The 14,169-nt window shown below is 56.8% G+C and carries 13 protein-coding genes, 1 tRNA gene and 1 pseudogene; 7 read left to right on the top strand and 8 right to left on the bottom strand.

What is annotated here, in order from left to right; translation table 11 throughout:
- Window positions 1-3: 3 nt before the first annotated feature.
- Window positions 4-1,115, top strand: a pseudogene (locus ACL2XF_RS23990) (site-specific integrase).
- Between the two features lie 4 nt (window positions 1,116-1,119).
- Complete coding sequence (locus ACL2XF_RS23995; RefSeq protein WP_410013408.1) at window positions 1,120-1,734, top strand: Fic/DOC family protein; 615 nt, start codon at window positions 1,120-1,122, stop codon at window positions 1,732-1,734.
- Here the strand turns inward: ACL2XF_RS23995 and ACL2XF_RS24000 are convergent.
- Window positions 1,731-1,889 carry a hypothetical protein gene (locus ACL2XF_RS24000; RefSeq protein ID WP_410013409.1) on the bottom strand — a complete coding sequence of 53 codons (159 nt, stop codon included), beginning with the start codon at window positions 1,887-1,889 and terminating at the stop codon, window positions 1,731-1,733. The two genes, ACL2XF_RS23995 and ACL2XF_RS24000, sit on opposite strands and share 4 nt — an antisense overlap.
- A gap of 243 nt (window positions 1,890-2,132) precedes the next feature.
- Here ACL2XF_RS24000 and ACL2XF_RS24005 point away from each other — a divergent pair.
- A protein-coding gene (locus tag ACL2XF_RS24005; RefSeq protein ID WP_413727629.1) for an IS3 family transposase occupies window positions 2,133-3,289 on the top strand; the annotation gives its coding sequence in 2 pieces (ribosomal slippage) (window positions 2,133-2,385 and window positions 2,385-3,289; 1,158 coding nt in all).
- A gap of 110 nt (window positions 3,290-3,399) precedes the next feature.
- On the opposite strand, the gene ACL2XF_RS24010 is transcribed toward ACL2XF_RS24005, so the two are convergent.
- Window positions 3,400-3,476, bottom strand: a tRNA-Ile gene (locus ACL2XF_RS24010).
- A gap of 132 nt (window positions 3,477-3,608) precedes the next feature.
- Between ACL2XF_RS24010 and mug the strand changes: the two genes are divergently transcribed.
- Complete coding sequence (mug, locus tag ACL2XF_RS24015) at window positions 3,609-4,115, top strand: G/U mismatch-specific DNA glycosylase (RefSeq protein ID WP_413721509.1); 507 nt, start codon at window positions 3,609-3,611, stop codon at window positions 4,113-4,115.
- A 196-nt stretch (window positions 4,116-4,311) separates the two neighbouring features.
- Here mug and rpoD read toward each other — a convergent pair whose 3' ends face one another.
- From rpoD to rpsU, 3 genes are all read right to left on the bottom strand, one after another.
- Window positions 4,312-6,153, bottom strand: coding sequence for an RNA polymerase sigma factor RpoD (rpoD, locus tag ACL2XF_RS24020; RefSeq protein ID WP_410013412.1), 1,842 nt, complete (start codon window positions 6,151-6,153; stop codon window positions 4,312-4,314).
- Between the two features lie 154 nt (window positions 6,154-6,307).
- On the bottom strand, window positions 6,308-8,056 hold the full coding sequence (dnaG, locus tag ACL2XF_RS24025; protein WP_410013413.1) for a DNA primase: 1,749 nt from the start codon (window positions 8,054-8,056) through the stop codon (window positions 6,308-6,310).
- A 124-nt stretch (window positions 8,057-8,180) separates the two neighbouring features.
- Window positions 8,181-8,396, bottom strand: coding sequence for a 30S ribosomal protein S21 (rpsU, locus tag ACL2XF_RS24030; protein ID WP_001144069.1), 216 nt, complete (start codon window positions 8,394-8,396; stop codon window positions 8,181-8,183).
- Window positions 8,397-8,846: 450 nt separating this feature from the next.
- Between rpsU and tsaD the strand changes: the two genes are divergently transcribed.
- Window positions 8,847-9,860 carry a tRNA (adenosine(37)-N6)-threonylcarbamoyltransferase complex transferase subunit TsaD gene (gene tsaD / locus ACL2XF_RS24035; RefSeq protein WP_413721508.1) on the top strand — a complete coding sequence of 338 codons (1,014 nt, stop codon included), beginning with the start codon at window positions 8,847-8,849 and terminating at the stop codon, window positions 9,858-9,860.
- Window positions 9,861-9,871: 11 nt separating this feature from the next.
- On the opposite strand, the gene plsY is transcribed toward tsaD, so the two are convergent.
- Window positions 9,872-10,567 carry a glycerol-3-phosphate 1-O-acyltransferase PlsY gene (gene plsY, locus ACL2XF_RS24040; protein WP_413721507.1) on the bottom strand — a complete coding sequence of 232 codons (696 nt, stop codon included), beginning with the start codon at window positions 10,565-10,567 and terminating at the stop codon, window positions 9,872-9,874.
- A 105-nt stretch (window positions 10,568-10,672) separates the two neighbouring features.
- Here plsY and folB point away from each other — a divergent pair, with 105 nt between their 5' ends.
- Entirely contained in the window at window positions 10,673-11,032 is a 360-nt protein-coding gene (gene folB / locus ACL2XF_RS24045; protein WP_413721506.1) for a bifunctional dihydroneopterin aldolase/7,8-dihydroneopterin epimerase, read from the top strand.
- A gap of 144 nt (window positions 11,033-11,176) precedes the next feature.
- Entirely contained in the window at window positions 11,177-11,995 is an 819-nt protein-coding gene (gene bacA, locus ACL2XF_RS24050; RefSeq protein ID WP_410013417.1) for an undecaprenyl-diphosphate phosphatase, read from the top strand.
- 108 nt (window positions 11,996-12,103) lie between these two features.
- Here the strand turns inward: bacA and ACL2XF_RS24055 are convergent, their stop codons facing one another.
- A complete protein-coding gene (locus ACL2XF_RS24055) occupies window positions 12,104-13,357 on the bottom strand; it encodes a multifunctional CCA addition/repair protein (protein WP_413727630.1) in 1,254 nt (417 codons plus the stop codon).
- Between the two features lie 157 nt (window positions 13,358-13,514).
- Window positions 13,515-14,135: a TIGR04211 family SH3 domain-containing protein gene (locus ACL2XF_RS24060; RefSeq protein ID WP_410013419.1), complete on the bottom strand. Its 621-nt coding sequence runs from the start codon at window positions 14,133-14,135 to the stop codon at window positions 13,515-13,517.
- Between the last annotated feature and the right edge of the window lie 34 nt (window positions 14,136-14,169).

A 14,169-nucleotide genomic window follows, 5' to 3' on the forward strand; every position in this document is an offset into this window, starting at 1 on the left:
GAGATGAAACTGGTGACGGACAATGAGCTGGCGAAAAAGTACGGAGCCTGGCTTGTTGAAGGAAAAAATCCCCAGCAAGAGCTTGAGCAACAACGCCTGGCCGAACAGCACATCATGCAGCTTCATCGCTCGCAGGGATCGTTTAAAGAACTGGTACACGGCTATGTTAACAAGATTAAGCTCGACAATAAGCGGACCTGGGCCGATGTACTGAAGCGTCTTGAAAAAGAGTGCTATTCAGTCATTCCTCGCGAGACCAAAGCGAAGGATGTCACGCCCTTACAGATCAAAACGATCTTGTCTGGCATCATCCAGCGTGATGCGGTGGTCCATGCAAACCGAATTCGTTCCTACCTGATGGCGGCTTTCAACTACGGGCTTAAAGCCGATAACGATCCGATGAATACCAGCGTAGGCATTACGTTCGGGCTTGATGCTAATCGGTATCGGCCATACCGAAGCAGTCCTCGGCGGAGAAAGTGGGTGATACATGGTTAACGCTGGAAGAGCTACGTTTTGTCATGGAACAGTTCGCTCAGGCAACTAACGTTGGCCCGTTGATGCAGCATCTGATTCGCTTCTGTGTTTTTGCTGGCGGGCAGCGCCCGTTTGAAATGATTGCCAGCCAGTGGAACGCGATTGACTGGCAGCAGAAGACGTTACTGGTCATTGCCGATGTATCGAAAAACAAGCGTGAGCACCTGATCCCGCTGACTGAGTCGGCATTAAATGAATTAGCCTCTGTTAAAGAACTGACTAAGGAAAGTGGTAGCCTCTATATCTTCCCACGCTCGACCAACGGCGAGCGACCGGTGCGCACCGATAGTCTGGCGCGTTCCATCATGTATTTCCGGGCCTCTAGTCCTGAGTTTAACGTTTTCACGGCGCGAGATTTACGTCGCACCTGTAAAACGCTGATGGGGGAGGCGGGGATCAGTAAAGAGATCCGCGATCGTATCCAGAACCACGCGTTGAACGACGTTAGCTCGAAACACTATGATCGTTATGATTACCTGACTGAAAAGCGCAGGGCGCTTGAGATCTGGGAGGATCGGGTTAACAACTATCAGCGCCAGCAGGAAAACAACGGTGTGAACTTATTTGGACGGAGGTAAGAGCTTGTCAAAATATGAGCTTAATTCAGCAGAAGAGCGTTATCAGCCGGGCTCTGGAGACTTGGTGCTGGCTAATAAGCTAGGGATCACTGAAGAAGAGGAAATGGAGGCGCTGGAGTCTGGTCTATTGCTGATGCTTTATGAACAGCTATTTATCGAAGGCCAGCCGCCAGCGGCGCTGGCTTTTGAGCATATCAGCGGCTGGCATCGTCAATGGCTGGGGAATGTGTACGACTGGGCGGGGAGGTTGCGTAATGCCAACTTAACTAAGGACGGTTTCCAGTTTGCTGCTGCCGACAGGATTCCGCTTCTTCTTGATGGTTTCGAGAAGCAGTTTCTCTCCCGTTCTGGTGAACTGAAATCCCTGGCTCGTCCGGAGCTGGTTCGTTATCTGGCTGAATGCCATGTGGAATTTATTTTGATCCATCCATTCAGAGAAGGTAACGGGCGTCTGTCGAGATTGCTTTGCGATGTGTTGTCGGTTCTGTCGGGGAAGGGCTTACTGGACTACAGCCTGTGGGATGAGCACAAGGCGTTTTACTTCAAGGCAATACAGGCAGGCATATCAGGGAACTATAGCCCCATGATGCAACTGGTGGACGATATCTTGCCAGATTAACGGGCGAGGCCAACAGCTTTCGCCTGTACCTGATTTTTTTTGAGTTGCTGTTCAATCTTTTGCACGGAAACGCCTGTTTCGATCGCGGTTGAACTGGCGACGGAACGATAGATCTGAGTTCTGGTGATCTGAGTATGTGCTGTTTTTTTTGTCATGGTGAAAGCCTCGTTTTGTTGCAATCATTCTAGTGTGGATAGGGACAGCCCGCAAGGCTGGTACAATGGGATAGCACTGTACATCTCTCGATTTGAGATGATGAAAAAACTGACTTGTCATTAAATAGTTTTTAAACTCATCGCTTTACCTTGTGATCTCTTCCTGATCTCCTCCCATTAAACAGGACCAGGCTAAACGGGAGCTTTCTGCCACACTTCTCATACTAAAGGGGGGATCCGGGCATGAAAAAATCCAAGTTTACCGAGGAACAGATAGCTTTTGCCTTGAAACAGGCGGAAGGCGGCACCCGCGTGGCGGAAGTGTGTCGCACGATGGGCATTTCTGAAGCGACCTTTTTCAACTGGAAGAAAAAATTTAGCGGCATGGGCGTGGCTGAACTGCGGCGCTTGCGTCAGCTGGAAGATGAAAATCAGCGGCTAAAACGCTTGGTGGCGGATCTGAGCCTGGACAAAGAGATGCTGCAGGATGTGCTAAAACGAAAGTTTTAAAACCTGCCCGTATGCGTGAAATTGTCCATTTTTTGCTTGACGCTTACCGGGTAGGCATTCGTCGCGCCTGCCAGACGATCCCCATGAGCCGCTCGGTTTATCACTACCGTTCTTGCCGTGATGACCGGGTGCTGACCATGCGGATCAGGGAGATTGCTGAAACCCGGATCCGTTATGGCTGCGAGCGAATACATGTACAGCTCAGGCGTGAAGGCTGGCGAGTGAACCACAAAAAAACGCACCGCATATACTGCCAGGAGGGGTTAAATTTGCGGTGCAAACGGCCCCGGCGCCATGTGACGGCGGCCCACCGGCTCGAGAGGCCGCTACTGTCAAATCCGGATCAATGCTGGAGCATGGATTTCGTTGCTGATAATCTGTTTAACGGGCGCCGGTTTCGGGCGTTAACTGTGGTCGATAATTTTAGTCGGGAATGCCTGGCGATCCATGCCGGCCAGTCGCTCAGGGGCGAGGATGTGGTGGCGGTACTGGAGCATCTGAGGTTGATGCACAATCGTGTGCCGTTAAGGATCCAGGCCGACAACGGCAGCGAATTTATCTCAAAAGTGCTGGATAGATGGGCGTACGAAAATAAGGTCACCATGGACTTCTCACGCCCCGGCACGCCGACGGATAACCCGTTTATCGAATCATTTAATGGCAGCCTGAGGGATGAATGCCTAAATATCCACGGGTTCCTGTCGATGGAAGATGTGCAGGAAAAGCTTGATCGCTGGCGGGAGGAATATAACCATGACAGGACACCTTCTTCATTAAATGATCTGACTCCGGCGGAATTTATCCGAAGTCACCAAAAACGGCAAATCCTCTCATTTAGCCATGATCAGGATATGGGGGGAGGTCAATTTTGGCTACCTCTGCGTGTTTGAAGGATAGAATCAGGATTACTCTGCTGCCATTTTGCTGCCATCCTGTAGCGCCTACAAAAAAGCCACCATGCAATATGGTGGCTTAATATATTGTTCTGTAAGGTTTTTCTTGGTGGCCCCTGCTGGACTTGAACCAGCGACCAAGCGATTATGAGTCGCCTGCTCTAACCAACTGAGCTAAGGGGCCGAGTGGGCGTTGATTATAGAGTAACTGCGGTGACAGATCCATAGTGTCCCGGTTTGCTTGGCTGATTTATCGCCAATTACGCGCTATTATTGGCCGGCGTGTGTAGCGCGTTGCATTTTCAGGAGTTTCAAGATGATAGAGGACATTCTGGCCCCGGGGCTTCGGGTGGTTTTTTGTGGTATCAACCCGGGATTGTCGAGCGCCCATAAGGGTGTGCATTTCGCCAATCCCAATAACCGGTTCTGGAAAATCATCCATCAGGCCGGGTTTACCGAGCGGCAGCTTAAGCCTGAGGAAGAACGTCAACTGCTGGATACGGGATGCGGCATTACCATGCTGGCAGAGCGGCCCACCACCGAGGCGTCCGAGCTGACGCTGGCGGAGTACCGGGAGGGCGGCAAACGCCTGATCGAGAAGATTCAGGCGTATCAGCCCACCGCGCTGGCGGTACTGGGCAAGCAGGCGTACCGGCAGGCGTTTCGGGTGAGCAACGCCATTTGGGGCAAGCAGGAGGTGACCATCGGCAAAACCGAAATCTGGGTGCTGCCCAATCCCAGCGGACTGAACCGTATGGGTTTCGAGACGCTGATCAAATCCTATCGCGAGCTGGATGCCATACTGGCGACGCGGGGCCGGTAACCCGGCCCGGTCAAGGGGCATAACCAGGCCTGGCCGCCGGATGCCCGGGCCAAACGCAGCGCCGATCGTAAGGCGAGTGCCGCGCCGCGGGGAAATAGCACGGGCATCAATCAAAAAAAAAGCCCCGCCTGTCGAGAGCGGGGCTTGTTGCGGCCGTTAACGCGCCGGGCAGGCCCGTTGCCGGGTCCTGCGGGGTTTAGTCATCCAGGAAGCTGCGCAGCACTTCAGACCGGCTGGGATGGCGCAGCTTGCGCAGCGCCTTCGCCTCGATCTGACGGATACGCTCGCGGGTAACGTCAAACTGTTTGCCCACTTCTTCCAGCGTATGGTCGGTATTCATATCAATGCCAAAACGCATGCGCAGGACTTTGGCTTCACGGGCGGTCAGGCCGGCCAGCACATCATGCGTGGCCGAACGCAGGCTTTCCGAGGTGGCGGAATCCAGCGGCAGCTCGAGGGTGGTATCCTCGATAAAATCACCCAGATGCGAATCTTCATCGTCGCCGATCGGCGTTTCCATGGAGATCGGCTCCTTGGCGATTTTCAACACCTTGCGGATTTTATCTTCCGGCATCAGCATCCGTTCCGCCAGCTCTTCAGGGGTGGGCTCGCGGCCCATTTCCTGCAGCATCTGGCGGGAAATACGGTTGAGCTTGTTAATGGTCTCAATCATATGTACCGGGATACGGATGGTGCGCGCCTGGTCGGCGATGGAGCGGGTAATGGCCTGACGGATCCACCAGGTGGCATAGGTCGAGAACTTGTACCCGCGGCGGTATTCAAACTTATCCACCGCCTTCATCAAACCGATATTCCCTTCCTGGATCAAATCCAGGAATTGCAAACCGCGGTTGGTGTACTTCTTGGCAATCGAGATAACCAGACGCAGGTTGGCTTCCACCATTTCTTTCTTGGCGCGGCGGGCTTTCGCTTCGCCGATGGACATGCGACGGTTGATGTCCTTCACCTGTTCGATGGTCAGGCCGGTTTCTTCTTCAATCTGACGCAGCTTTTGCAGGTTGCGATGGACGTCTTCATCGACTTCGCGCAGTTTTTCCGACCAAGGCTTGTTCATGGCCAGCGCCGCCTTGAACCAGGCTTCGCTGGTCTCGTTGCCGGCAAACAGCGTGACGAAGTTTTTCTTCGGCATTTTGCAGTTTTCGACGCAGAGCTTCATGATCAACCGTTCCTGGGTGCGCACGCGATCCATCATGGAGCGCATGTTGCTTACCAGGTAGTCGAACTGTTTCGGCACCAGGCGGAACTGCTTGAACACCTCGGAGAGCTTGAGGATTTCATCCGCCGACTTGGCGTGGCTGCGGCCGTTGGCTTTGATGACATTGCGCGTGGCTTCGTACTGATCGCGCAGATCGACGAATTTCTGGCGCGCCAGCTCGGGATCGATACTGTTATCGTCCTCCGCGTCGTCGTCATCTTCTTCTTCGTCGTCATCGTTGTCGGCCAGTTCGGCGGTGGTCAGTTCGGAGCCGATATGGGTCGCGGTCGGCGCCATCTCTTCTTCGGCGTTCGGGTCGACAAAACCGGTGATCAGGTCCGACAGGCGCGCTTCGCCCGCTTCGACGCGATCATATTGTTCCAGCAGGTAGGTGATTGCCTCAGGATACTCGGCAACCGAGCATTGCACCTGATTAATCCCGTCCTCGATACGCTTGGCGATATCGATTTCACCTTCACGGGTCAGCAGTTCAACGGTACCCATTTCGCGCATGTACATGCGCACGGGGTCGGTGGTGCGTCCAATTTCGGACTCCACGCTCGACAGGACCTGCGCGGCCGCTTCGGCGGCATCTTCGTCGGTGTCGGAGGTGTTTTCGGCCAACAGCAGGTCGTCGGCATCCGGTGCTTCTTCCATCACCTGGATGCCCATGTCATTTATCATCTGGATGATGTCTTCGATCTGGTCGGAGTCGACGATATCCTCCGGCAGATGGTCATTGACCTCGGCAAAGGTCAAATAGCCTTGCTCCTTACCACGAGTGACAAGTAGCTTGAGCTGTGACTGCGGGTTTTGCTCCATAAGACGGTATCCACACTTCAGATTATAATTCGGTGTTGGTCGGTGAAATTTCATCACCAACAAGAGTGCAGGCCTTTGTTTAACGCCGCAGCCCAATACGGCATCGCACAGGGCATTGCCCTGCCATTTATAGGCAATTAAGCCTCGGTGTCATTCATGTCTTTTTGGCCAGAGCCATATTCAGTGACCAAAGCTCTTTTCGTTCTTCGGTCGTCAATCCGTGCGTTCTATCGCGCGCTATCAGCTCTTCCTGACGTTGTTCCAGTATGGAGTCATAAAGGCTCGTCAGGGTATCGACAAACGTCGCTTCGATCATATCCTCTATGATCATGTGGTTCCAAATCGCCAGCGTTTCAAGCTGCGGGCTGGATTTATTATCCCGGTACAGCTCCAGCAGCTGCCCCGTGGTCAGGCCCGGCTGCGCCTGGCAGGTCTGGACTAATTCAATAAACAGCGGCACACCCGGTTGATTCGCCTGCTCCAATCCCTGTAAGGACGGGATAAGGGCCGACAGGCGCGGGTTTTGCACCAGCAATCCTATAAGTATACGCATGGTTGTGCGTTTTATCCGGGGTTGCGGCGAAATATTTGTATTGCCCGCCTGCTTCGGCAGCAGCTTTTCCAATTGGTTATCGTCCAAAATGCCCAATTTATTACCCAATTGCTGGCGCAGGTACATGCGCAGCGTTTCCCCGGGCACCTGGCTTATCAGCGGCAGCGCCAGGGTGCTGAGCTTGGCGCGGCCGTCCGGGCTGCTTAAATCCACCTGCGGCATCAGCGTCTCGAACAAAAAAACCGATAGCGGCTGCGCCTGTTCCATGCGCTGCTCAAAGGCCTCTTTGCCAATCTGGCGCACCAGGGTATCGGGATCTTCCCCGTCCGGCAGGAACATAAACCGCAGCTGGCGCCCGTCGTTCAAATAGGGCAGGGCGGTTTCCAGCGCGCGCCAGGCGGCTTCCCGGCCCGCGCGGTCGCCGTCGTAGCAGCAGATGACCTGATCCGTGGCGCGGTAGAGCAGCTGGATATGCTCGGCGGTGGTGGCGGTGCCGAGCGAGGCGACGGCATAATCAATGCCGAACTGCGCCAGGGCCACCACGTCCATATAGCCTTCCACCACCAGCAGGCGCGACAGCGCCGGGTGCTTCTGCTGCGCTTCATAAAGCCCGTACAGCTGGCGGCCTTTATGAAAAATCTCGGTTTCCGGCGAGTTCAGGTACTTCGGCTGGCCGTCGCCAAGGATGCGCCCGCCAAAGGCGATAACCCGCCCGCGCCGGTCGCGGATCGGGAACATGACGCGCTCGCGAAAGCGATCATAAACCCGTCCCTGATCGTTAGTCACCAGCATTCCGGCATCGTTCAATGCCGTGCGATCGTCCGCCGAGCGGCCAAAGCGTTTCAACACGTTGTCCCAGCCGGGCGGCGCGTAGCCGATGGCGAAATGGCTGATGATCTCCGCGCTCAGCCCCCGCTTGTCCAGGTACTGGTGCGCCGGCGCGGCGGCGGGCTGCTGCAGCGCCTGCAAATAGTAGTCGCTAAGCTTCTCCATCACCTGGTAGAGGCTCTGACGCTGGTGGCGTTCCTGCTGGTTGGGACCGGCGCCCGTCTCGGACGGCACTTCAAGGCCGTGCATGGTGGCGAGTTCCTCGATGGATTCGACAAACTCAAGCCGGTCGTAATTCATCAGGAAATCGATGGCATTGCCATGGGCGCCGCATCCGAAACAATGGTAAAACTGCTTCTCGCCATTGACGGTAAACGACGGGGTTTTTTCATGGTGAAACGGACAACAAGCGTGATAATTCTTGCCTTGTTTTTTCAGCTTCACCCGAGCGTCGATCAGGTCGATGATATCGGTGCGAGCCAACAAGTCGTTGATAAATACGCGTGGGATTCGTCCAGCCATAAGCCCTGATTGGTTAGCCTATAAACGAGAACAAGCCGCGCAATCCTTCCGGATCGCACGGCCTTCGTATGCAACTGCTAAGTCTGCGGATTAATCACGCGGTTGGGGTTTTCACCCCGAAAAATTAATACAGACGAGTGCGGCGTGCGTTTTCGCGAGCCAATTTTTTTGCATGACGTTTTACTGCGGATGCTTTGGCGCGTTTACGTTCGGTAGTCGGTTTTTCATAGAACTCACGACGACGAACTTCGGCCAGGACACCTGCTTTTTCGCATGAACGTTTGAAGCGACGCAGTGCTACGTCGAAGGGCTCGTTTTCACGTACTTTAATTACCGGCATGTAACTCTCACCTCGATAGAATTCGGATTTTGCTGCTGACCTTGTGTCAGCCGTTTCAAAATGGTGCGGAATTTTACTTCAACCAGGGCTGCTTTGTAAAGCGCCACGGCCAATGATCTTGCTGGCCGGCCGGCAAACAGCGTGGGTCTTTGCCGCGTCATTCATGATTTCTTGGACTTATTATAGCGCAAAACGGCCAAATTTGCTGCACATGATTGGCGTGCTCGATTAAAAAGCATGAAATTAAGTGGCCTGGCCTGTTGATCCGGGATCCTGAGCGGCCGATCCTGGATCTTCCCGCGGATCCCGCGATCCGCAAGGGGCATACTTGTATCATGGCCCGGGCAATAAAGACACCGAATTTACGCGCCGCGGCACCGCGCCGGCGGGTGCCCGCGGGCCGGAATATGGTAGACTATGCGCCGCACAACGTGGAGTTGATGAAAAATTATGCGAGTTTTAGGTATTGAGACGTCCTGCGACGAAACCGGCGTGGCGATTTACGACGAGCGGTCGGGGCTGCTGGCCAACCAGCTTTACAGTCAGGTCAAGCTGCATGCCGACTACGGCGGCGTGGTGCCCGAACTGGCCTCGCGCGATCATGTGCGCAAGACCGTGCCGCTAATCCAGGCCGCGCTGCGCGAGGCGGGGCTGGAGGGGCGGGATATCGACGGCGTGGCCTATACCGCCGGCCCGGGCCTCGTGGGCGCGCTGATGGTGGGCGCCACCGTGGGACGCGCCCTGGCCTATGCCTGGAAGGTGCCGGCCATCGCGGTGCATCATATGGAAGGCCATCTGCTGGCGCCGATGCTGGAAGATAACCCGCCGGCGTTTCCCTTCGCCGCGCTGCTGGTGTCGGGCGGGCATACCCAGCTGATCGCCGTGACCGGCATCGGCCGCTATGAACTGCTGGGCGAGTCGATAGACGACGCGGCCGGCGAGGCCTTTGATAAAACCGCCAAGCTGCTGGGACTGGATTATCCCGGCGGCCCGCTGCTGTCGAAAATGGCGCGCCAGGGTACGGCCGGGCGTTTTACCTTTCCGCGCCCGATGACCGACCGTCCGGGGCTGGATTTCAGTTTTTCCGGCCTGAAGACCTTTGCCGCCAATACCGTTCGCGCCAACGGGCAGGACGACCAGACGCGGGCGGACATTGCCCGGGCGTTCGAGGACGCGGTGGTGGATACGCTGGCGATTAAATGCCGCCGCGCGCTGGATCAGACCGGCCTGACGCGGCTGGTGATAGCGGGCGGCGTCAGCGCCAACCAAACCCTGCGCGCGCGTCTGGCGGAGATGATGCAAAAACGCGGCGGCAACGTGTTTTACGCCCGTCCGGAATTTTGCACCGATAACGGCGCGATGATCGCCTATGCGGGCATGGTGCGCCTGCAAAACGGCGCTCATGCGGATTTGGGCATTACCGTGCGGCCGCGCTGGCCCCTGGCCGAACTGACGCCGGTATAAGGGAGGGGGCGTTATCTGTCCCTATGGCTGTCCTGCGCGTCGTTTTGCGTGCCGGCCCGCAGATCGGCGTCCCTGTTATCCGGCGCGCCTTCCTGGCGGTCGATATCTTTGTCTTTTTGCCGCTTGCGCCAGATACGGCTTTCCTGCCCGCGCCACAGGCGCTGGATATTGTCGTGGTGGCGCAGCAGCACCAGGCATGACAGCATGGACACCGGGAAGGTAAACTGCGGTTTAAACCACCAGACGTAAAAGGGCGCGATCAGCGCGCTGATAATGGCGCCCAGCGACGAATAACCGCTGAGCAGTACCGTCAGCAGCCAGGTGCCGGCCATCAGGCCGGTCAGGTCCCAGCCGATGGGCGCGATGGCGCCGAACGCGGTGGCGACGCCTTTGCCGCCCTGGAAGTGGAAGAACACCGGGTAGATGTGTCCGATACAGGCGGCGATGGCAATCAGCCCCAGGTAGAAGGGCGGCACCCCCAGATGGTAGCCCAGCCAGACCGGCAGCATGCCCTTGAGTACGTCAAATACCATAACGCCCGCCGCCGCCGTCCTGCCGCCGATACGCAGCACGTTGGTGGCGCCAGGGTTACCTGAGCCGTGGGTGCGGGGATCGGGCAGACGGGCGAGTTTGCATATCAGTATCGCGCTGGACACCGAGCCGCAAAGATAGGCGAAGATTATCATGCCAATCGCAATAGCATTCATAACCAAGTTCCATCCCGTAATCATCGTTTTATTTGCCTGAGTGTGGATAATACGCATATTCCTTTCGAAGTGGTATCCAACATCCACAAAAAGCGGGTATGGCGCATGGACATTGTATTTATAGAACAGCTGACGGTGATGACGGTTATCGGCGTATATGACTGGGAGCAGACCCGGCTGCAAAAGCTGGTGTTTGATATCGAGATGGGGTGGGATAACGGGCCCGCGGCGCGCAGCGACGACGTGGCCGACTGCCTGAGCTACGCCGATGTCAGCGAAGCGGTGCTGTCGTTTGTCGCGGGCAATAGGTTTGCGCTGGTCGAGCGGGTGGCCGAAGACGTGGCCGGGCTGCTCCGCCAGCGTTTTAACCTGCCCTGGGTGCGCATTAAACTCAGCAAGCCGGGCGCGGTGCCGCAGGCGAAAAGCGTTGGCGTGATAATCGAGCGCGGTAACCGAAAAGTCTGAAAGTTTATGACTCTTAATCTAAAATTCATGCAGCGGAAACCTTTTTACCGTATGTTTGTCTCATTTTCCGGGTTGTTTTAGCGGCTGGGTTTGACGTCAAACCGCCGCTTTTTTGTTGTCGGTTGCTTGAGGGGAACGTTTTGTATGACAGGACTGCCTGATGTATTTATTGCTTTTATTCTTGGGGTGGTGGAAGGGTTAACCGAATTTTTGCCGGTCTCCTCGACGGGGCATATGATTCTGGTCGGCACATTGCTGGGTTTTACGGATGATAAGGCAAAAACCTTTGAAGTGATTATCCAGCTGGGGTCGATCCTGGCGGTGGTGGTGATGTTCTGGCGCCGGCTGTTCGGCCTGATCGGTATTCATTTCGGCCGGGTGCCGCACGAGGGCATCGGCACCGGGCGCCTGCGTCTGGGGCATATCCTGCTGGGCATGATACCGGCGGTGGTGATGGGCCTGGTGTTCCATGAACAAATCAAAGGGCTGTTCGAGGCGAAATACGTCATGTTCGCCCTGGTGGTCGGCGGCGTGCTGCTGCTGGCTGGCGAGTGGCTGAAGCCGAAGGTGCCACGCGCCGCAGGCATTGATGATATCACCTACCTGCAGGCTTTTTTGATCGGCTGTTTCCAGTGCCTGGCGCTGTGGCCGGGGTTTTCCCGGTCAGGCGCCACCATCAGCGGCGGCCTGCTGGTGGGTGTGAGCCGTTATGCGGCGTCGGAGTTTTCGTTTATCCTGGCGGTGCCGATGATGCTGGGGGCGACTGCCCTCGATCTCTATAAAAGCCTGCCTTTCCTTTCCTGGCATGATTTCCCGATGTTTGCCGTGGGGTTTGTCACCGCCTTTGTCGTGGCGCTGGTAGCCATCAAGCTGTTCCTGCAGATCATCAAGCGTATCTCGTTTGTGCCTTTCGCCATCTACCGCTTTATCCTGGCGGGACTGGTGTACTGGGTGCTGATGTAGCGCCGGGGACGCCGCTACGCTAACGTTTGCCAAAACAACGCCCCGCCGGTCTTGCGCCCGGCGGGGCGTTGTTTATCGTCAGGATAAGGCCGGCTGCGGGGAGGAGGACTAGTCCTGCAGAGTCTCCGCGCGCGATTGTTCCTGGCGTTGCTTCCAGTCCGCCAGCGCTTGCAGCCGGCGCCGGCGGATCTCCTCGCCGATTTCCGCGCCGGTAAACCCCGCCTCGATCACCTCGCGATTGGTCACCGCCGCCGCCGCCCGATATGCCTCGCGCAGGCAGTCTCCCTGCGGATAAGGGTTATTTTCAAAACCGGTGCGCCCCCGGGCGTCGGACTCGCTGGTGATGATCATCTGCTCCAGGCGCTCCGGCTTGCGCCAGACGTCGATGGCGCTGAACAGCTTCATCAGGGTCCTGGGGGTGAGGCGATCTACGGTATGGATCAAATCATGGTATTCGGCGACGATTTTTGCCAGATCGCGAATGTGGTTGGGCACCCGCATGCGGGCGCACAGGGCCTCGACCAGCTTGACGCCGGCCGGGCCGTGGCCGTGATGATGAGGCCAGAGGTTACGCGGGGTCAGCCCCTTGCCCACATCATGGCACAGCGTGGCGAAACGCACGGCGACGTCGGGCGTAAGCTGCGCCGCCATCGAGAGCGTCATCAGCGTATGGATGCCGGTGTCGATTTCCGGATGCCATTTGGCGGGCGCCGGCACGCCGAATAGGCGATCGATTTCCGGGAACAGCGCCGCCAGGGCGCCGCAATCGCGCAGCGCCTGGAAATAGACCTGGGGGTTGCGGGTGGCGAGCGCTTTTTCGGTCTCGGTCCACACCCGTTCCGGCGAGATGGACGGCAGTTCGCCGTCCTCGGCCATTTGCCGCATCAGCGCCAGGGTTTCCGGGGCGATGCGAAAGTTAAGATGGGCAAAACGCGCCGCGAAACGCGCCACGCGCAGTACGCGCAGCGGATCTTCGCCGAACGCGTCCGACACATGGCGCAACAGCCGCTGCTCGATATCGGCCACGCCGTGATAGGGATCAATCAGCCGGCCGTCTTCATCCTGGGCGATGGCATTGATGGTCAGATCCCGGCGCATCAGATCCTGCTCAAGCGTAACATCCGGCGCGGCATAGACGGTAAAGCCGGTATAGCCTGGTCCTGATTTGCGCTCGGTACGCGCCAGGGCATGCTCCTCGCGCGTGCGCGGGTGAAGGAATACCGGGAAATCCTTGCCCACCTGCTGATAGCCTTCCGCCAGCAACTGCTCCGGAGTGGCGCCCACGATGACCCAATCTTTCTCATGCACCGGCAATTGCAATAATCCGTCGCGGACGGCGCCGCCGACCAGATATTTTTTCACTGTGAACTCCTGACAATGTCGGTTCTGCCATCATCTGTTAAGTGTAGTCGCATCCGCAACGCTGATTACCTCTTCGTTATCATGCTTACCGCGCTTAGCGTAAACAGCAATATTGCGGCGACGTTAAACCGCCAGGACAACAGGCAAACCCGCGGGATCAGTTCATCCAGCGATTGTCTTTTTTACGGCGCGGGATCAGATGGGGCAGCACCAGGCCAAGCACCAGGCCGACGCCGGCCACGCCGCCGCCGTACAGGAACCACTGCATGATAATGGCGCGCTGTTTATCATCAAGCTGTACCGCCACGGCATCCACCTTTTTCCTGGCCACCACCAGCTGATCTTTCAGGCTTTGGTTTTCGTCGCGCAGGGTCTGGATATTGCCGTCGCTCTCGGTGACCTTCTTTTGCATTTCGGCGGTGCGTTGGTTCCAGCTGGCGTCGATGGTGCTGAGTTTTTGCGTCAGGTCCTGGACCTTTTGCTCCAGCGCCGGCACCTTGACCCGCAGGCTGGGCTGGTCGCTGAGCTGATCGAGCGGGATCCACGCGGTGCGGCCCTTGGTATCCCTGATCTGGCCGTAGTTATTGCCTTCGCTGACGCTCAGCAGCGTGACTTCTTCTCCGGAATTCAGCGTGCCGACGATCCGGTACTGGTTGCCCGGCCCGCTGTGAATATAGGTGATGAGCTCATCGGAAACAAAGCGCGTCTCATCGGCATGAGTGCTGGCGGCGAAGCCTAGACTCAATAACGCGAAGCAAATATGGCGTAATTTGTACATAGTTCCGTCGTTTTCAGGCAAATGTGGGTCGATA

The organism is Sodalis sp. RH19, assembly GCF_047324215.1.
GTDB lineage: Bacteria > Pseudomonadota > Gammaproteobacteria > Enterobacterales > Enterobacteriaceae > Acerihabitans.